Raw genomic sequence first — 17,537 nt, forward strand, 5'->3', positions numbered from 1 at the left:
TTCAGAGGTCCTGATAGTTCAGCGGCGTCACTTCGACCAGGCGATGCCCGGGCTTCGCCGTAACGCCGGCAGCGGCGGAGAGGCCGGCCTTCGCCTCGCCCGAGACCGTGATGGAGAAGGTGGCCGCCGTGCCGCCGGCAAGGGTCACGACACCGCTCGTCTGCGCCTCGGTGCCCGCCGAAACGGCGGCCTCGGCGGTGGCCTTAAGCAGGCTTGCGGCGGGGATCGAGGCGGTCAGGATATCGTCGACGGGTTCGAGCGGCTTTTCCGGCAGCAGGCTACCGAAGGCCCAGACGGCTTTCAGCTCCGCCTTCGTCATCGGCGCGACATTCACGTCGATGTCGTTCAGCGCGCCCTTCACCCGGTAGGGGCAGCGCCGCTTCGTGCAATTGGCGGCGGCCGAGAACTGCCAGAGCGCGTAGTTGTCCCAGTTGCCCATCGGGAAGCTGCCGGTAATGCCGGGCTTGTAACGGGCATACCAGAGCGGCAGGCGCGAAAGGATCCGGTAGCGATCGCGGTTGGTGGCGATGTGCAGCGCCGTGATGTGATTGGTGTAGAGCACGGGATAGCGGCCCGTGCGCGTGCGGACATGGCCAGCGAAGACCTGCGCGTCTTCGAGCGACATGTAGCGGTCCGGATCGAGCCCCTCGATATCGAGCACCATCATCTCGTCATCCTGGGGATTGGCATAGTCGAGGAAATGGTTGGCCTGTTCGATCGGGTTGCCGGGCCGGGCGAGGTGATAGGCGCCCCAGAGCAGGCCCTTTGAGCGGGCGAGCAGCCGCCGTGTTTCGTAGAGCTCGCGGCTCACCGCATATTTGCGCCACATGGTCTTGCAGTGCGCGAACGTGTCGCCGCCATGATCGCCCTGGCAGCTATAGCTTTCCGGCAGTCCGTCGGACGCCTTGGAGATGAAACCCGCGATGCGCTTGTCCGTCAGCATGTCGGACCAGTCGATCTCGTTCAGCTCATAGGCGTCGATGACGATGGCGTTCTCAGGCTTCTTCCACGGTTCGACGTCGGCGGCCGCCGCGGCAAGCGGAAGGGCCGTCGAAAGGAGAAGGGCGGCAAGGCCGGAAAACTGCGCGGAATGCATGGACGCTCCTTCGCGAATCGCTGGTTTTTCGCGAAGTTCGATGGTGCGGCAGACATGGTTAAGGAACGTTGAAACTTGGCGGCGGGAACAATCGCCGGCCTTTCGCGTTTCGCTGGCAATTATGCCGTCCTATGATGCCGGCGAGACCAGGGAGAAACGCCATGAGACTGACCAGCAAGTGCCTTGTCGTTGCGCTTTCGGCGCTGTTTGCCGCAACCCCGGTCGCACCAGTGGGCGCCATGCCCTTGCCGGTCGTGAAGGTCCAGCCGGCTGAAACAAGCAACGGCGCTCAACTCGTTGATCATCGCCGGCACTGGCGCGGCAATCGCCATTGGCGTGGCGACCGTCATTGGCGCGGCAATCGCGGCTGGCACCGCCACCATGGGCGTTACTACCGCGACCGCTGGCATCATCGCCGCCATTATGGCCGCTACTATCGCCATCGCGACAATGCCTGGGTGCCGCTCGCCATCCTGGGCATGGGGGCGGTGGTGGGCAGTTCCGTCGCCCGCGACCGGCGCGTCTATTCCGGCGGCCGCAGCCATGTCAGCTGGTGCGCCAACCGCTACCGCTCGTATCGCGCCTACGACAACACGTTCCAGCCCTATAACGGCCCGCGCCGCCAGTGCTATTCGCCCTATCGCTGAGCGCATTCGGCCGAAGGAATCGAAACGAAGGCTGACCGGGTAACCGGTCAGCCTTTTCTTTTACTAAGCCCGGCAAGGGGGGCGGGCCAAACATTGACGTTTACGTAAAAATCAATAATCTGCCCGCCAAGGAGCCGCGCTTCGGCTGAGCGCGCGCAGAGGAGGATAGAGATGTACAAGGCGCCGGTCGAGGAGATTGCGTTCACCCTCAAGCACGTGGCGGGCCTCGCGCCCGCGCTCGACGGCGGCCATCTCGGCGACCTCACCGACGATCTTGTTGACGCCATCCTCGCCGAAGCCGGCCGCTTCGCGAGCGAGGAGATCGCCCCGCTCGGCGCGATCGGCGACACCGAGGGCGCCCGCTTCGCCGATGGCGCGGTGACGATGCCGACTGGTTGGCCGGCGCTCTACAAGGCCTGGGCGGACGGCGGCTGGAACTCGCTGACCGCGTCGCCGGATTTCGGCGGGCAGGGGCTGCCGCATATGCTGCACGTCGCCGCGCTGGAAATGTGGAACAGCGGCTCCATGGCCTTCGCCATCGGACCGACGCTGACCATCGGCGCCATCGAGGCCCTGACGGCGCATGGCTCCGACCACCTGAAGAACACCTATCTGCCGAAAATGGTCTCTGGCGAATGGATGGGCTCGATGAACCTCACCGAGCCGCATGCGGGGTCCGATCTCGGCGTGATGAAGACCCGCGCCGAGCGCCGCGATGACGGCACCTACCGCCTGTTCGGCCAGAAGATCTTCATCACCTATGGCGAGCACGATTTCACCGACAATATCGTGCATCTCGTTCTCGCCCGCCTGCCGGATGCGCCGGCCGGCACGCGCGGCATCTCGCTGTTCCTGGTGCCTAAGTTCCTCGTCAACGAGGATGGCTCGCTCGGCCCGCGCAACGACGCCTATTGCCATTCCATCGAACACAAGCTCGGCATCCACGGCTCCCCCACCTGCACGATGATCTACGGCGACGGCCGCTTCGGGGAGGAATCGGGCGCCATCGGCTGGCTGGTGGGCGAGGAGAACCGCGGGCTCGCCTGCATGTTCACCATGATGAACAATGCGCGCCTCGCCGTCGGCATGCAGGGCGTGGCCATCGCCGAAGCCGCCACCCAGAAGGCCATCGCCTATGCGAAGGAGCGCACGCAGGGCAAGGCGCCCGGCTGGCAGGGTTTGAGCATGAGCCCCATTATCGAGCACCCGGATGTCGCGCGCATGCTGCTGACCATGAAGGTGCTGACACAGGGTGCGCGCGCCATCACCTATGCCTGCGCCCACGCCGTCGACATGGCGCATGGTGCGGATGCCAGGCACTGGTCCGAGCGCGCGAGCCTCCTGACGCCCGTTGCCAAGAGCTTTGCCACCGATGCCGGAGTCGATGTCGCCTCGCTCGGCGTCCAGGTACATGGCGGCATGGGCTTCATCGAGGAAACCGGTGCCGCCCGCCTTTACAGGGACGCGCGCATCGCGCCGATCTACGAGGGCACCAACGGCATCCAGGCCATCGATCTCGTGACGCGCAAGCTGCCGCTGTCGGAGGGAAACCACATCCGCGGCTTCATCGCCGAATTGCGGGATATCGCCGCAAAGGCGGCTGCCAGCAATATGCCGGCGCTGGGCGAGACCGGCGAACGGCTTACCGCCAGCATTGCCGACCTGGAAACCGCCACCGAATGGCTGCTCGCCGCCGTCGCGGAAGGCCGGCAGGTCGAGGCGCTTGCCGGGGCCACGCCCTATCAGCGCCTCTTCGGCCTGGTGTTGACCGGCGCCTATCTCTCCAAGGGCGCGCTTGCCGATGGCGGCGATGGCCGCAACGAGGAGCGCGCGGCGCTCTGCCGCTTTGCGGCGGAGAATGTCATCGGCGAGACCGCCGCGCTGCGCGAGCGGGTGATCGGCGGCGCAGCGAGCCTTGCGGCAGCGCGCGCCGTTCTGGGCTGAGAAGGAAGAGAACATGACCGACCATATCCTGATCGAGCGTCCCGAGGCCGCACCGGGCGTCCAGGTGATCCGTTTCAATCGCGCCGACAAGAAGAACGCCATCACCCGTGCGATGTACGAGGCCATGACGGCGGCGCTGAAAGAGGGCGACGTGGACGAGGGCGTGCGCGCCACCGTCTTCCTCGGTTCCGAAGGCTGCTTTTCCGCCGGCAACGATCTCACCGATTTCATGGCCGTCGCGATGGGCGGTGCCATGGCGCGCGAGGCGGTCGATTTTCTTTACGCGCTCGCCACCTACACGAAGCCACTCGTTTCCGGCGTGGACGGACTTGCCATCGGTATCGGCACCACGATCCACCTGCATTGCGATCTGACCTATGCGTCGGAGCGCACGCAGTTCCGCACGCCCTTTGTGGACCTGGCGCTGGTGCCGGAGGCGGCCTCCAGCCTGCTTGCGCCGCGTGTCATGGGTCATCAGCGGGCCTTCGCGCTGCTGGCGGCCGGTGACGGCTTTTCCGCAAGCGCGGCGAAGGAGGCAGGCCTCGTCTATGCGGTGGTCGAGCCCGGTGCCGTCGAACGCGAAACCCTCGCCGCCGCAGGCCGCCTCGCCGCCAAGCCGCCGAAGGCGCTGGCCATTGCCCGCAATCTCGTTCGCGGCGACCGGTCTGATGTGCTCGCACGCATCGATGAAGAACTCGGCCATTTCTCCGCGCAGCTGAAAAGCCCGGAGGCACGCGCCGCCTTCGAGGCCTTCATGACGCGCCGTTGAGCCGATCCTATTTCTCCAGCACCGCAACCGCCTCGACATGGGCCGACCAAAGGAACTGGTCTATGGGTGTCACGAGGCGGATCCGGTAGCCAGCGGCGGTGAGGATTGCGAGATCGCGGGCAAGGCTGATCGGGTTGCACGACACGGCGACAATGGACTTCACGCCGGAGCGGGCAAGTTCCTTGCACTGGTCTTCCGCGCCCGCGCGCGGCGGATCGAAGACCACGGCATCGTAGACCTTCAGTTCGGAGGCCATCAGCGGGCGGCGGAAGAGATCGCGCCTTTCGATGGTCACGGGCTTCAGGCCCTGCGTGTTGCGCGCGGCATGGTCCAGCGCCTTGATCGCCTTTTCATCGCCTTCCACCGCATGCACCTTGGCCTGGCGCGCGATGCGCAGGGCGAAGGTGCCCGAGCCGGCAAAGAGATCGGCGACCCGCTTGGCCTTGCCGAGCGCGGCCAGCACGAGGTCGGCCATGGCCTCCTCGGCGGGTTTCGTCGCCTGGGTGAAGCCGCCTGATGGCGGAGAGACGCGCACGCCGCCGAATTCGATCTCCGGCTTCATCGGCTCGATCAGGATTTCGCCGTCGCTGGTCACGCGCGCGATCCCGCGCAGCGCCAGCACGCTTTCGGTCACGGCATGGCGTTCCCGGGTGCCGACCTTCTTTACCCCTTCGAAGGCGAGGTCGAGGCCCGTCAAGGTTTCCAGCACGGTCACGCGGAACGGCTCGGCCGAGGTGGCGATGGCCGCCGCGACCTGCCGGATCGCATCTAGCCGGGAAACGATGCCGTCGCTGGCGATGGGACAGTGCTCGATGGAAACGATGTGGTGGCTGCCGGCCTGGTTGAAGCCCAGCAGCATGCCCTTTTCCGTCTTGCGCGCGGTGAAGGTGACGCGACGCCTTTGGCCGGGCGCGGCCGTGACGAGCGGCGCCACATCCGGTGTCAGCCCCTTGGATTTCAGGGCACTGACGACGAGCGAGCGCTTGAAGTCGTGATAGAGCGCGTCGCCTGCATGTTGCAACGTGCAGCCGCCGCAGGTGCCGTTCTTGCCGTCAGGGCCGAAATGCACGCAGGCGGGCGTGATCCGCTCGGGCGAGGCGACCGACATGGACATGACGGTGCCGTGGTTCTTGACGCGCGCGACGGCGACCGTCTCGCCAGGCAGGGTGAAGGGCACATAGACCGGGCCGGCGGGCGTGTCGGCAATGCCGTCGCCGCCGCTACCGAGCCGCGCGATGGTCAGCGTCTCGGTCGTCATGGCTTCACGCCTCCCAGCAGGAATTCGACATTGCCGTCGCCGCCGGCAATCGGCGAGGGGATGAGGCCGAGGCTCTTCCAGCCCATGTCCTCCACCAGCCAGCGTTCCAGTTCGGCAGCGACCGCGGGCGCGCTGTCGGGGTCTTTCAGAAGCCCCGCCTTGCTGATCGCCTCGCGGCCCGCCTCGAACTGCGGCTTGACGAGAAGCACGCAGAAAGCGCCGGTCTCAGCGAAGGAGAGTGCCGGTGGCAATGCGAGCTTCAGCGAGATGAAGGACACGTCGGAGACGATGCAGCCGACCGGCCGGTCGTCAATGTCATCGCGGGTGAGCGCCCGCGCATTGAGGCCTTCAAGATTGGTGACACGCGCGTCGGCGCGCAGCTTCGGGTGCATCTGGTCGTGGCCGACATCGATGGCGACGACATGGGCGGCACCGCGCTCCAGCAGCACCTGCGTGAAGCCGCCGGTGGAGGCGCCGATATCGAGACAGTCGAGGCCTGCGGGATCGAGGCGGAAATGGTCGAGCGCTGCCGTCAGCTTCAGCGCGGCGCGCGACACGTAGTCCTGCGCGGGGTCGTCGATGGCGATGACGGCGGAAGCGGGAAAGCAGGAACTCGGCTTGGTGACGACGCGGCCATTGACGGTCACGGTGCCGCGCGCGATGGAATCGCGCGCCCGCGAGCGGCTGGGCACGAGGCCGGCATTCAGCAGGAGCTGGTCGAGGCGGATGGTTTCGGTGGGTTCGGACATCGCCTCTCATGACGCCTTGCGCGGCAAGAGGCAAGCCCCGGAATTAAAGCCAGATGATGCGGCGGGAAAAGGCGTGCGCCGAATCGAGATCGATCAGCGCCGAAATACCCTGCAAGGTCGCCTGCGGCGGCTCGCGGCGAACGATCACGGGTTCCTCGCCGATATCGTGCGACTTGCGGATATCCGGCAGCTTCTTCTGGAGGATAGCGATTGCCGCGGCCTCGATGGCCGGGTCGTGCGCCGGCCGCTCGTCCGCCGCCATCGCCGGCGCATGGCAAAGGGCGGCGGCGAGAGCTGCAAGACGCGCGTAACGCATGGTGAAAATCCCTGTCCGGTCTTTTTTGTCTTTGACGGGACACTAGCAGCCGGAGGTTTCGGAACGGCCAAGGAATGTGGTTACGCGGTTGCAAAACGGCATGGTTGAGAAAAGGTGACGCGCCGGGGAAAGACGCGTCACGGTCTTGCCGGGGAGAGGCTGAGGCCGGTCAGCCGGCCGCGCCGACCCCGATGGCCTTCTGGCCGAGCGCCTTGAAGACGGTGGACACGATGCCGGCACGGTCGAGGCCGGCCTTGGCATACATCGCGTCGGGCTTGGCCTGTTCCATCCAGAGATCGGGCAGCACCAGCGGGCGCACCTTCAGCCCGTGGTCGAGCAGCCCTTCCATGGCGAGGAACTGCAGCACATGGCTGCCGAAGCCGCCCACCGCACCTTCCTCGATGGTGATCAGCACCTCGTGGTGGCGGGCAAGCTGGCGGATCAGGTCGTGGTCGAGCGGCTTGGCGAAGCGCGCATCGGCAACCGTCGTGGAAAGCCCGGCGGCGTCGAGGTCCTCGGCCGCCAGCAAACAGTCGGCCAGGCGGGTGCCGAAGGACAGAAGCGCCACCTTGGAGCCCTGCTTGACGAGGCGTCCCTTGCCGATTTCGAGGACTTCGCCCCGCGCCGGCATCTCGACGCCCACGCCCTCGCCGCGCGGATAGCGGAAGGAGATCGGGCCGGCGTCATAGGCGGCTGCGGTGCGAACCATGTGCTTCAACTCCGCCTCATCGGCGGCGGCCATCACCACGAAGCCCGGAAGCGTCGCGAGATAGGTCGTGTCGAACGAGCCGGCATGGGTCGGCCCGTCGGCGCCGACGAAGCCGGCGCGATCGATCGGAAAGCGTACCGGCAGGCCCTGGATGGCCACGTCGTGCACCACCTGGTCGTAACCGCGCTGGAGGAACGTCGAATAGAGCGCGCAGAACGGCTTGTAGCCCTCGGCGGCAAGGCCGGCGGCGAAGGTTACGGCGTGCTGTTCGGCAATACCCACGTCGAAGGTGCGTGCCGGGAAGGCCGCGGCGAGCTTGTCGAGGCCCGTGCCGGCGGGCATGGCGGCGGTGACGCCGACGATCTTCTCGTCGAAGCCGGCTTCCTGCACGAGCGCCTCGGCGAAGACGGCGGTGTAGGCCGGTGCGTTCGGTTTCGCCTTGGCCTGCGCGCCGGTGATCACGTCGAAGGTGTTGACGCCGTGATATTTGTCGGGGGCGGCCTCCGCCGGCGGATAGCCCTTGCCCTTCTGCGTCACGACATGGATCAGCACGGGGCCCTTGGCATTGTCGCGCACATTGCGCAGCACCGGCAGCAGGTGATCGAAGGAATGACCGTCGATCGGGCCGATATGGTAGAAGCCCATCTCCTCGAAAAGCGTGCCGCCGGTGACATAGCCGCGCGCATGCTCGACGGCGCGGGTGATCGCCCGGTCGACGGTCTTGCCGAGATAGGCCGTCAGCTTCTTGCCGAGTTCGCGGAAGCCCATATAGGTGCGGCCGGAGGCGAGGCGCGCGAGATAGGCGCTCATCGCGCCCGTCGGCGGGGCTATCGACATGTCGTTGTCGTTGAGGATGACGATGAGGCGCGCATCGAGCGCACCGGCATTGTTCAGCGCCTCATAGGCCATGCCGGCTGACATCGCACCATCGCCGATAACGGCAATGACATTGCGATGCTCGCCTGCAAGATCGGCCGCGACCGCCATGCCGAGGCCGGCGGAGATCGACGTCGAGGAGTGGGCGGCGCCGAAGGGGTCGTATTCGCTTTCCGCGCGGCGGGTGAAGCCCGAAAGGCCGTCTTCCTGGCGCAGCGTGCGGATGCGGTCGCGCCGGCCCGTCAGGATCTTGTGCGGGTAACACTGGTGGCCGACATCGAAGATCAGCCGGTCCTTGGGCGTATCGAAAACCTTGTGGATGGCGATGGTGAGTTCCACCACGCCGAGGCCAGCGCCGAGATGTCCGCCGGTGCGCGAAACGGCGTCGATCATTTCCGACCGCAGTTCGCTGGCGAGCTGCGGCAGGTCACGATCGTCGACGGCCTTCAGGTCTGCGGGAATGCGGACCTGGTCAAGCAGGGGGGTGGCTGGCGTCTGTGTCACTCTCATGCCTCGTTGTCGCGCCCGCCGGCGATACCTCCCTCATGGAGGCGCGGCCCGGGCGTGCGGTTTTGCAACCGCGCTTGCCTGTCAAATGCAGAATGCCGAGCGCGATTTCAACCTTTTCGGCAAGTCTAGATTGGTTTTCAGCGGATTGATACCGCTCAATCCGTCACAGGCGCGGACTCTCTGCGCGCATTGGGGCATTTTGCAGACACGCCCGGGTGGCACTCACCGCTTTTTGGCACTGCGGGATGCCCGATTGAGCGCGATGGCCGCGCGAACCAGACCTTGCAGTGCGTCCTCCCGGATCGCATCGCCCTCGCGCAGATCGATGGCGCGGCGCGTATTGCCCTCCAGGCTGGCGTTGAACAGGCCCTCCGGGTCTTCCAGCGCAGCGCCCTTGGCGAATGTCAGCTTGACCACCGCCTTGTAGGTCTCGCCCGTGCAGATGATGCCGCCGTGTTCCCACACCGGCACGCCGCGCCATTTCCATTCCTCGACGATATCGGGGTCGCTCTCAAGGATCACCGCACGCACCTTGGCCAGCGTTTCACCGCGCCAGTCCGCCAGTTCGGCAATCCGGCGGTCGATCAACACGGAAGGCGATTCGGCTGCCTTCTTTTCCTCGGTCATACAGGTCCTCCGCTTCTGTTGCGCATCCATGCAGGCAAATCCGTCAGCCGGCGGGCAGGGGCACGAATTCCTCCTCGTCGCCGGGCACGATGTCGAAACGGCCGGTGCGCCATTCCTCCTTGGCCTGCTCGATACGCTCCTTGGAGGACGATACGAAATTCCACCAGATATAGCGCTTGGAACCCAGCGCCGCGCCGCCGAACAGCATGATGTGACAGCCCTGCGGGCCGGCCTTGAGCGTGATCGCGTCGCCGGCGCGGAAAACCAGAAGCTGGTCGGACGCGAAGACATCGCCCGCCACATCGAGCGTTCCCGAGAGCACATAGACTGCGCGCTCCTCCCAGTCCGCCGCAAGCGGCGCGGAAGCGCCCGGCGCGAGCGTCAGGTCCGTATAGAGCGTGTCGGTCGGCACGCTGACGGGCGAGGCATGCCCCTCATAGCGGCCGATGATCGTGCGGCCGGTGATGCCGTCGGCGGAGAAGGCCGGAAGCTCCGCCTTGGTGGTGTGGGCGAAGACCGGAGCGGCCTCTTCCAGATGGTCCGGCAGGGCAAGCCAGGTCTGCAGACCCGAGATCGACTGCGGCCGGCCGCGCAGGTTTTCCGGCGAGCGCTCCGAATGCACGATGCCGCGCCCGGCCGTCATCAGGTTCACATCGCCGGGTGCCACGACCATTTCGGTGCCCAGGCTGTCGCGGTGCTTGATCTCGCCGTCGAAGAGATAGGTAACGGTGGACAGGCCGATATGGGGATGCGGCTTCACATCGATCGCCTCGCCCGCGCGCAGCAGCGTCGGTCCCATGCGGTCGAAGAAGATGAACGGGCCGACGAGCCGGCGCTTGGCCGTTGGCAGCGCGCGCCGCACCTCCAGCCCGCCGATATCGCTGGTGCGCGGAATGATCAGCAGGTCCAGCGCGTCGCAGGCCGGCGCATCACCGGCTTCGGGGTCCTGTCCGGGAAAAAAGCTCATGCCACCCTCCTGTTGTTGGTTCGTGCCGCCATGCTAGCGGGCGGTGCGAGGGTGGGATAGGGCTGCGGATGTTGACGGTGTGTTGTCGGCGAAAAAGCTAGAAGTCTTCTTGGTCGTCGGGATATCGCTCGAGAAAAGCTGAAATGGCTTCGTGCAGCTCCGGTAGGCGTTGCGTCGCGATCGCCCAGTTCGCTGGATCGGTGATGACATCGTATTCATGCCGCAGGCGGTTTCCGATGCCGCGGATGCCGCGCCAGTCGTGTTCCGGCAGAATTTCTTCCGCAACGGGCCCTATCTTGGTCGCCGCTTCGGATATGCGCGACAAGCAACGCTCTACAGCATCTATTGTGATCGTGGACGCCAAAAAGCCGGATAGATCGAGGCCTCGTATATGATCCTGGATGCGTTCGATGTTGTCGCGAATATCCCGGAGACGGACGAGCGGTCTTTCAGAAGGCAAGCGCTCTATCCTTTTCCACCCGCGCACGCACGGCCGCACGCCGCAGTGGTTCCGCAACGACATCGACATTCGCAAACCCGGTAATCGCGGCGATTTTGTCCGTCAGGATTTCAATGGCGCTGTAATAGCCAAAGCCGGATTGCACCACCGGCTCGGAAAGGGTGACGAGAATATCAAGGTCGGAATCAGGGCCGTTTTCTTGTCTGGCCACCGAACCGAACAGCGAAATGTGCTCCGCCCCCGCCGCCTCGAGTTCGGCGCGGTGCTCCACAAGCTTGGCGATGATCTCGTCTCTGGTCATGGCTGAATTCTACCACAAGGCGAAACGACCGTCGAGACCGGCCCTTACGCGCCGTCGAGCGGTTCGGTGCCCTGTGGCTTGCCGGCGCGGTCGAGGCGGATCTTCTCTATGCGGTTCTCGGCGGCCGAAAGCAGCGTCTCGCAATGCTTCTTCAGCGCTTCGCCGCGCTCGTAGATCTCGATGGAGCGGTCGAGCGGCACGTCGCCGCGCTCCAGCGCCGCGACGATCTTTTCCAGTTCCTCGACGGCCTGTTCGAAGGACAGCGCCGAAACATCGGTGGCGGGGGTGGGGGTGTTCATGGTCAGCCTCTCATCAGGCGATAGATATGGGTGGCGGCGGATTCGGCAAGGCCTTCCAGGTCGTAGCCGCCTTCCAGCAGGCTGACGACGCGGTGATCGGCCGATTTTTCGGAGAGTTCCATCAGCCGCGCCGTCGCCCAGTCGAAATCGTCGGCGACGAGGTTGATCTGCGCCAGCGGATCGCGGTGATGCGCATCGAAGCCCGCGGAGATGATGATCAGGTCCGGCTTGAAATCGGCGACACGCGGCAGCACGCGCGACTTGAAGGCGTCGCGGAAATGATCGCTGCCGTCGTTGGGCGAAAGCGGCGCATTGACGATGTTGCCCGCACCGGTCTCGTCCTTCGCGCCGGTGCCGGGATAGAGCGGCATCTGATGCGTCGAACAGAACAGCACCGAGGGATCGTTGAAGAAGATATCCTGCGTGCCGTTGCCGTGGTGCACGTCCCAGTCGACGATGGCGACGCGCTCGGCGCCATGCGCCTTCTGCGCGTGGCGGGCGGCGATCGCGGCATTGTTGAAGAAGCAGAAGCCCATCGCCTTCTCGCGCTCGGCGTGGTGGCCGGGCGGGCGGGCCGCGACGAAGGCGTTGTGGGCCTTGCCGGAAAAGACCGCATCGACGGCCGCTACCGCGCCGCCGATGCCCGTCAGCGCCGCCTGAAGGCTTGCGGGACTGGCATGGGTATCGGCCTCGAAATGGTTGATGCCTTCCTCGGGGATTGCGTCCATCACCGCGCGCAGATGGCTTTCGGGATGGGCGAGCAGCACGAAATCCTCGTTCGCCTGGGGTGCCTTTTCACGCACCAGCGGGGCGAAGCGCTCATGCTCCAGCGCAAGGTTCAGCGCGCGAATGCGGTCGGACCGCTCCGGGTGGCCCTCGGGCGTGTGATGCTCGAGGAAGATCGGGTTCTCGAAAAGGAACGTCGTCATGGCCGGAAGCTATCCATTGCGGTTGGCGCGGTCCACGGGAAATGGGCCGGTGTCCACGCCTTTTCAACGGTCATGGCGCAAGAAGCAGCTTGCCGGTGCGCGCCGGGTCATCCTGGCGGTCGAGTGCGGCGGCAAGCTGTGAAAGCGGGTACACCCCGTCGATGGCGGAACCGAGCACACCGGCGCGGATGCCCGCAAAGCTGCGCGCAAAGGCGGTCTCGATATCGGCGCGCGGGGCGGCATGCACCCAGTTGCGCAGCCAGAGGAAGGAGAACGCCACCGCCTCGCGCCTATCCGCCACCAGCGCCGGGTTAAGCTGCGCGCCGGAAAGCGCGCCGTACTGGATGAACGCGCCGCCGGCCCTGATCTGCCGGAACAACGCATTGCCGGCCTCGCCGCCGACTGCATCGAGCACGGCATCGAGATCGGGTGCCGCCGCAAGCGCGATCTCACCGGCGAAGGTTTCGGCAAGCCGTTCGGCCCTTGCGGCGCTGCGCACGAGCGCGACGGGGTGGAAGCCCGCCTCGGCGAGCAGCACGAGCAGCATCCGGCCGATGGCGGATGCGGCGGCAGTCACGCCCACGCGCTGACTGCCAGCCGTGCCGAAATGCGCTTGCACGGCATCGATGAGCCGAAAGGCCGTGAGCGGGTTCACATAGGCCATGGCGGCCTGATCGTCGGACAGGTCGTCCGGCACGGCAAAACACCACGCCGCCGGCCGCACGAGCCGCTGCTGCCACAGCCCGCTCGCGCCGATCGGCAGCACGCGCTGGCCGATGGACAAGCCGGTGACATCTGTGCCGAGAGCGGTGATTTCGCCCACGCCCTCAAAGCCCGGCACGAAGGGCAGGGTGGTGCGGCTGCGGTAGGCGCCGGTGACGGGGATGAGATCGGAGGGATTGATCGCCGCGCGCCGGATGCGGATTTCCACCGCGCCCGGACCGGGAGCCACGGGATCGGCCTCTTCGAGGTCGATCACTTGCCGGGGGTCGCCGAAGGCTCTAACAACGGCACGAAGCATGGTCTAACCCCGGGATACGACGTGGAACAGGCGGCAGACATCACGGCCAGCGATATCAGGATACCGTTCCGCGATATAGACATGCACGGCCACATGCACAATGCCGCCTATTATGCCCATGCCGAGGCTGCGGTCGCCGCCCTGTGGCGCCACCGGCCGCAGGCTCCGGAGGACCCCGTTTATTTCGTGCGCAAGTCCGGCTGCACCTTCCATTACGGCCTGAAGCTCGACGATATCGCGCAGTTCAAGGTCGCGGTGACGCGGATCGGCGCGACCTCGCTTACCTTCACCGTCGCGATTTCATCCGAAGGGCGTCCGGTGGCCAACCTCGAGATCGTCTGGGTCGCTGTCGACCCCGCCAGCCGCCAGCCGGTCAACGTGCCGCAGCGGGTGCGCGACTGGCTGAAGTCATTCCTCGCCTGAGGCGGTTTCGACGGAAAGCCAGTCCGGCCGGCAATCCTCGAAGGAATGGTATTGCGGCGCAAGTGCGCGATCGCGCGGATCGTCGAAGCCGCCGATGAGGAGCGCCACGACCGGTTCGTCATCAATGGCGCCAATCGAGCTGCCGCAGGCCGGGCAGAAGGCGCGGCTGGAATAATCCGACGAACGCCAGGTCGAAGGCTTTCCGCCGGCGCCCGTCCATGCCACGCGCCCGGCCGGAAACTCCACCCATGCGGCGGTCGGCGCGCCGCTATGCTGCTGGCAGAACCGGCAGGAGCAGGTGTGCGGCTTTTCCGCGGGCGCCGCCGCCTCGAAGCGGATCGCACCGCACAGGCAGCCGCCGGTATAGATCGTCTTACGCATGTCGGTCCTCATACCTTTCGGAGAAGCGTGGCGATGCCCATGCCGCCGCCGATGCCCATCATCGCCAGCGCCGCGGTGCCCTCGGCCGCATCGCGCATCTGCGCGAAAAGCCGCGTGACGAGGATCGCCCCCGATGCACCATAGGGATGGCCGAGCGCCAGCGCCCCGCCATCGCGGTTGACGGCGGCAGGGTCGATGCCGAGGCAATCGAGGCAGGCCAGAACCTGCGCGGCAAAGGCCTCGTTGAATTCGAGGAAGGGTATGCGTGCGGCATCGAGGCCGGGATTGCGCGCCGTAAGCTTGTGCACCGCCGGCACGGGGCCGAGCCCCAGCAGGTTGGGATCGACGCCGACGGTGACGCTGTCCACGATCTCCAGGAGCACCGTCAGGCCGAGCGTTCGCGCCGCCGCAAGCGATGCGACGAGCACGACTGACGCCCCGTCGTTGACCGGGCAGGCATTGCCCGCGGTCACCGTGCCCTCGGGCCGGAACGCGGGTTTAAGGCCGGCCAGTTTCTCAAGTGAGGTGTTTTCGCGCGGGCACTCGTCCTGCGCGACGAGGCCGCCGGGTGTCTCGACCGGCACGATCTCGCCGTCGAACCGCCCGGCCTTGCGCGCAGCGACCGCCCGGCGGTGGCTTTCGAGCGCGAAGGCGTCCTGCCGCGCGCGGTTGATACCGGCATGGGCGGCGACGTTTTCGGCGGCGATTCCCATGTCCGGGTCGCCGATGGCATCCGGCGCCATGCGGGCGCGCGGCACGGGTTCCGGCATGCCGCCCGGCATTGCCGGCGGGCGCAGGCGCAGATGCGCGCGGCTGGTGCTCTCCGTGCCGCCCGCCAGATAGAAGCGGCCGGCGCCGGCCTGCACCAGCCGCGCGGCCAGCGCAATCGCCTCCAGCCCGGAGCCGCATTGCCGGTCGACCGTGAGACCGGGCACGGCGACCGGCAGGTCGGCCTCCAGCGCGGCGAGGCGCGCGAGGTTGCCGGCGCTGTTGGCGGCGTTGCCGAGGATCACGTCATCGACAGCATCGGGTGCAAGGCCCGTGTCGGCCAGGATCCGGCGAATGAGCGGTACGGCAAGGCTTGCCGGCTCGATGGCGGCGAGCGTGCCGTTGACGCGGCCGATCGGCGTGCGCAACGCCGCCGCGACGACGGGAATGCGCGCGGGATCAGAAGAGGCGTTCAAGCGCATCGCTGCCCTCCGCAACCCATTGCCGCACCGTCTTGGCCTCAACCTTGCCGGAGGGCGTGACCGGCATCGCCGGGCACAGCCAGACCCGGCGCGGCTGCTTGTAGCGCGGCAGCACCGCGGCCATGCCCGCCCGCAGGTCATCTGCCGCAAGGCCGGCCCCCGACGGCTCGATCACGGCCACGAGTTCGCTGCCGAGATCGGCGTGGTCGCGGCCGAAGACATGGGCGGCGCGCACGCAGGCCAGGCCGAGCAGGGCCGCCTCCACCTCGGACGGATAGATGTTGTTGCCGCCCGAAAGCACCATGCCGCCGGACCGGCCGAGCAGGTGCAGCGTTCCGTCCGCATCGAGAAAGCCGAGGTCGCCGACGGTCGCGTGCGTGCCGAAATGCGCGAGCCCCGCGCCGTCGCCCGCACCGAGATAGCCTGTTGCGATAAGCGGGCTTTGCACGAAGATCGTGCCCGTCTCGCCCGCCGGCACCGGATCGCCGGCCTTGTCGAGAACAGAGACGGCGACGCCGGGAAAGGCGTGGCCCACGGCGGTCGAGGATGCGGCGGCATCCGGCCGCGTGACGGTGATGAAGCCCAATTCGGACGCCCCGTAATATTCGCGCAGCGCCGCCTGCGGAAAGTGGCGGCGGCTGAGCGCATGGTCGCCCGCCGTCAGCTTGGCGCCCGCCACCGTGATGGCCTCGACGCTCGCCACCGGCGGCCCCTCGCAGAGCCGGCGCAGCATGGTCGGCACCAGCACGAGACGGCGAATGCCGGCTGTCCGGACCGTTTCGCGGGCGCTCGCCGCCTCGAAATGCGTCGCGGAATGGAAGGCCGCACCGGCAAGCAGCGTCTCGGTCATGGCATAGAGTGCAAGCCCGTGGGCGAGCGGACCCGGGGCGTAGCTACGTGTTTCGGCATCAATGCCGAAGAACGGTTCGCCTGCCGAAAGGCTGATGCGCCAGGAGCGGCGGTCGCGGATGATCGGTTTCGGATCGGCCGTGGTGCCTGACGTGAAGACGATGAGGAACGGGTCGTCATCGTGCCCATCGGGCAGGGGCGGCGCGGCGGTGGTCGCGCTTTCTCCGATGCGGAGCGACCCGCCCGTGCGGGGCGCGCTGGCGAGAAGCTCGCCGCCGTCTGCCGTCACTACGATATCGGGCGCGAGCGTCTCCAGCATCCGGCCGCGCATCACGTCCGGCAGATGCGGATCGATCAGCGCTGCGCAATTGTCGCCCGCCGTGGCGGCGACAAAGGCGGCCGGGAAGAGCGCATGGTTGCCGCAAACGAGCGCGATCAGGCGCGTCTTCGGGCCGATAATGCTTTGGCCTTCCGCAGCGAGACTCGTGAAGGCGCCGTAGCAGGCCCGGGCGGTCGCGGCGAGAGCCCCATAGGAAAGAACCCGGTCCTCCAGATGGAAAGCCGGGTTCTGCGGATTGCATGCGGCGTGCCGTTCGATGGCGCCGGAAAGCGGCATCGGCTCAGGCGCGCTGCGGCAGAAGCGGATAGCCGGCAAGCACCGCGCGGGCGGCAAGCATGGCGACGAATGCCTTGATCAGGTCGCCCGGCAGGAAGACCAGCGAGGCGGCCGCCGTTTCGAAAAAGGCCTTGCCGCTCATATAGGCGAGCCAGGGCATGCCGAAGAGATAGACGATGCCGATGCCGCCGACGACCGACGCCAGAAGAAAGGACAGGAACTGCGAGAGCTCCGATTGGTCTTCCCTCACGAGACGTTCCGAGATCAGGCCGCAGACGAAGGCGCCGACCACCCAGCCGAAGATATAACCGGCACTCGGTCCTGCAAAGACTGCAAGCCCGCCGCGGCCACCCGAAAGCACCGGAAGGCCGATGGCGACGAGAAGAAGCACCAGCAGCATGGCGGCGGCACCGCGCCGTGCGCCGAGAATGCATCCCGCAAGCATCGGGCCGAGCGATTGTGCCGTGATCGGCACGGGAATGAAGCCGAGCGTGATCGGCGGCAGCAGGCCGAGAACCACCATGATGGCGGCGAAGAGGGCAACAAGCACGATGTCTCTTGTGGTCACGTCCGAATCCCCAAAAACGGTAAAGAGAAGGT

20 protein-coding genes are annotated in these 17,537 nt (G+C 66.6%); 4 read left to right on the top strand and 16 right to left on the bottom strand.

Going from position 1 to position 17,537, the window contains the following annotated elements; genetic code table 11:
* Position 1: 1 nt before the first annotated feature.
* On the bottom strand, positions 2-1,096 hold the full coding sequence (locus K6301_RS02655; protein ID WP_247219127.1) for a glycoside hydrolase family 25 protein: 1,095 nt from the start codon (positions 1,094-1,096) through the stop codon (positions 2-4).
* Positions 1,097-1,257: 161 nt separating this feature from the next.
* On the opposite strand from K6301_RS02655, the gene K6301_RS02660 reads away from it, so the two are divergent.
* The 3 genes from K6301_RS02660 to K6301_RS02670 all read left to right on the top strand — a co-directional run bounded on the left by K6301_RS02660 (position 1,258) and on the right by K6301_RS02670 (position 4,456).
* Entirely contained in the window at positions 1,258-1,743 is a 486-nt protein-coding gene (locus K6301_RS02660) for a BA14K family protein (RefSeq protein WP_247219129.1), read from the top strand.
* Positions 1,744-1,914: 171 nt separating this feature from the next.
* Positions 1,915-3,687: an acyl-CoA dehydrogenase family protein gene (locus K6301_RS02665; protein ID WP_247219131.1), complete on the top strand. Its 1,773-nt coding sequence runs from the start codon at positions 1,915-1,917 to the stop codon at positions 3,685-3,687.
* A 13-nt stretch (positions 3,688-3,700) separates the two neighbouring features.
* Complete coding sequence (locus K6301_RS02670; protein WP_247219132.1) at positions 3,701-4,456, top strand: crotonase/enoyl-CoA hydratase family protein; 756 nt, start codon at positions 3,701-3,703, stop codon at positions 4,454-4,456.
* A 7-nt stretch (positions 4,457-4,463) separates the two neighbouring features.
* Here K6301_RS02670 and K6301_RS02675 read toward each other — a convergent pair whose 3' ends face one another.
* From K6301_RS02675 to K6301_RS02725, 11 genes are all read right to left on the bottom strand, one after another.
* Entirely contained in the window at positions 4,464-5,714 is a 1,251-nt protein-coding gene (locus K6301_RS02675) for a class I SAM-dependent RNA methyltransferase (protein WP_247219133.1), read from the bottom strand.
* A complete protein-coding gene (locus K6301_RS02680; protein WP_247219134.1) occupies positions 5,711-6,463 on the bottom strand; it encodes a TlyA family RNA methyltransferase in 753 nt (250 codons plus the stop codon). Before K6301_RS02680 ends, K6301_RS02675 begins: the two co-directional genes overlap by 4 nt.
* 43 nt (positions 6,464-6,506) lie before the next feature.
* Positions 6,507-6,779 (bottom strand): hypothetical protein, encoded by a 273-nt coding sequence (locus K6301_RS02685; RefSeq protein ID WP_247219135.1) that lies wholly within the window; start codon positions 6,777-6,779, stop codon positions 6,507-6,509.
* A 169-nt stretch (positions 6,780-6,948) separates the two neighbouring features.
* Positions 6,949-8,868: a 1-deoxy-D-xylulose-5-phosphate synthase gene (dxs, locus tag K6301_RS02690; protein WP_247219136.1), complete on the bottom strand. Its 1,920-nt coding sequence runs from the start codon at positions 8,866-8,868 to the stop codon at positions 6,949-6,951.
* Positions 8,869-9,096: 228 nt separating this feature from the next.
* Complete coding sequence (locus K6301_RS02695; RefSeq protein ID WP_247219137.1) at positions 9,097-9,501, bottom strand: DUF1801 domain-containing protein; 405 nt, start codon at positions 9,499-9,501, stop codon at positions 9,097-9,099.
* 43 nt (positions 9,502-9,544) lie between these two features.
* On the bottom strand, positions 9,545-10,468 hold the full coding sequence (locus K6301_RS02700; RefSeq protein WP_247219138.1) for a pirin family protein: 924 nt from the start codon (positions 10,466-10,468) through the stop codon (positions 9,545-9,547).
* A gap of 97 nt (positions 10,469-10,565) precedes the next feature.
* A complete protein-coding gene (locus tag K6301_RS02705; RefSeq protein ID WP_247219140.1) occupies positions 10,566-10,928 on the bottom strand; it encodes a HepT-like ribonuclease domain-containing protein in 363 nt (120 codons plus the stop codon).
* Positions 10,918-11,229, bottom strand: a complete 312-nt coding sequence (locus tag K6301_RS02710; RefSeq protein ID WP_247219142.1) for a nucleotidyltransferase family protein — start codon at positions 11,227-11,229, stop codon at positions 10,918-10,920. The genes K6301_RS02705 and K6301_RS02710 overlap by 11 nt, the downstream gene beginning before the upstream one ends.
* Before the next feature lie 44 nt (positions 11,230-11,273).
* The gene (locus K6301_RS02715) at positions 11,274-11,528 is read right to left on the bottom strand and encodes an exodeoxyribonuclease VII small subunit (protein ID WP_134648902.1); all 255 of its coding nucleotides are present in this window, start codon (positions 11,526-11,528) and stop codon (positions 11,274-11,276) included.
* A 2-nt stretch (positions 11,529-11,530) separates the two neighbouring features.
* Positions 11,531-12,457, bottom strand: a complete 927-nt coding sequence (locus K6301_RS02720) for a histone deacetylase family protein (protein WP_247219144.1) — start codon at positions 12,455-12,457, stop codon at positions 11,531-11,533.
* A 70-nt stretch (positions 12,458-12,527) separates the two neighbouring features.
* Positions 12,528-13,478, bottom strand: coding sequence for a zinc-dependent alcohol dehydrogenase family protein (locus tag K6301_RS02725; protein ID WP_343298938.1), 951 nt, complete (start codon positions 13,476-13,478; stop codon positions 12,528-12,530).
* Positions 13,479-13,499: 21 nt separating this feature from the next.
* On the opposite strand from K6301_RS02725, the gene K6301_RS02730 reads away from it, so the two are divergent.
* Positions 13,500-13,901, top strand: a complete 402-nt coding sequence (locus K6301_RS02730) for an acyl-CoA thioesterase (RefSeq protein ID WP_247219149.1) — start codon at positions 13,500-13,502, stop codon at positions 13,899-13,901.
* On the opposite strand, the gene K6301_RS02735 is transcribed toward K6301_RS02730, so the two are convergent.
* Genes K6301_RS02735 through K6301_RS02750 form a run of 4 tightly spaced genes read right to left on the bottom strand, consistent with a single transcriptional unit; the run spans position 13,887 to position 17,505 of the window.
* The gene (locus tag K6301_RS02735) at positions 13,887-14,282 is read right to left on the bottom strand and encodes a GFA family protein (RefSeq protein WP_247219150.1); all 396 of its coding nucleotides are present in this window, start codon (positions 14,280-14,282) and stop codon (positions 13,887-13,889) included. The genes K6301_RS02730 and K6301_RS02735 overlap by 15 nt on opposite strands.
* A gap of 8 nt (positions 14,283-14,290) precedes the next feature.
* Complete coding sequence (locus tag K6301_RS02740) at positions 14,291-15,466, bottom strand: thiolase family protein (RefSeq protein WP_247220461.1); 1,176 nt, start codon at positions 15,464-15,466, stop codon at positions 14,291-14,293.
* Positions 15,450-16,937 (bottom strand): class I adenylate-forming enzyme family protein, encoded by a 1,488-nt coding sequence (locus K6301_RS02745; protein WP_247220462.1) that lies wholly within the window; start codon positions 16,935-16,937, stop codon positions 15,450-15,452. Before K6301_RS02745 ends, K6301_RS02740 begins: the two co-directional genes overlap by 17 nt.
* A 4-nt stretch (positions 16,938-16,941) precedes the next feature.
* The gene (locus tag K6301_RS02750; protein ID WP_247219152.1) at positions 16,942-17,505 is read right to left on the bottom strand and encodes a biotin transporter BioY; all 564 of its coding nucleotides are present in this window, start codon (positions 17,503-17,505) and stop codon (positions 16,942-16,944) included.
* Between the last annotated feature and the right edge of the window lie 32 nt (positions 17,506-17,537).

The organism is Shinella oryzae (assembly GCF_023038235.1).
GTDB classification, from domain to species: Bacteria; Pseudomonadota; Alphaproteobacteria; order Rhizobiales; family Rhizobiaceae; genus Shinella; species Shinella sumterensis.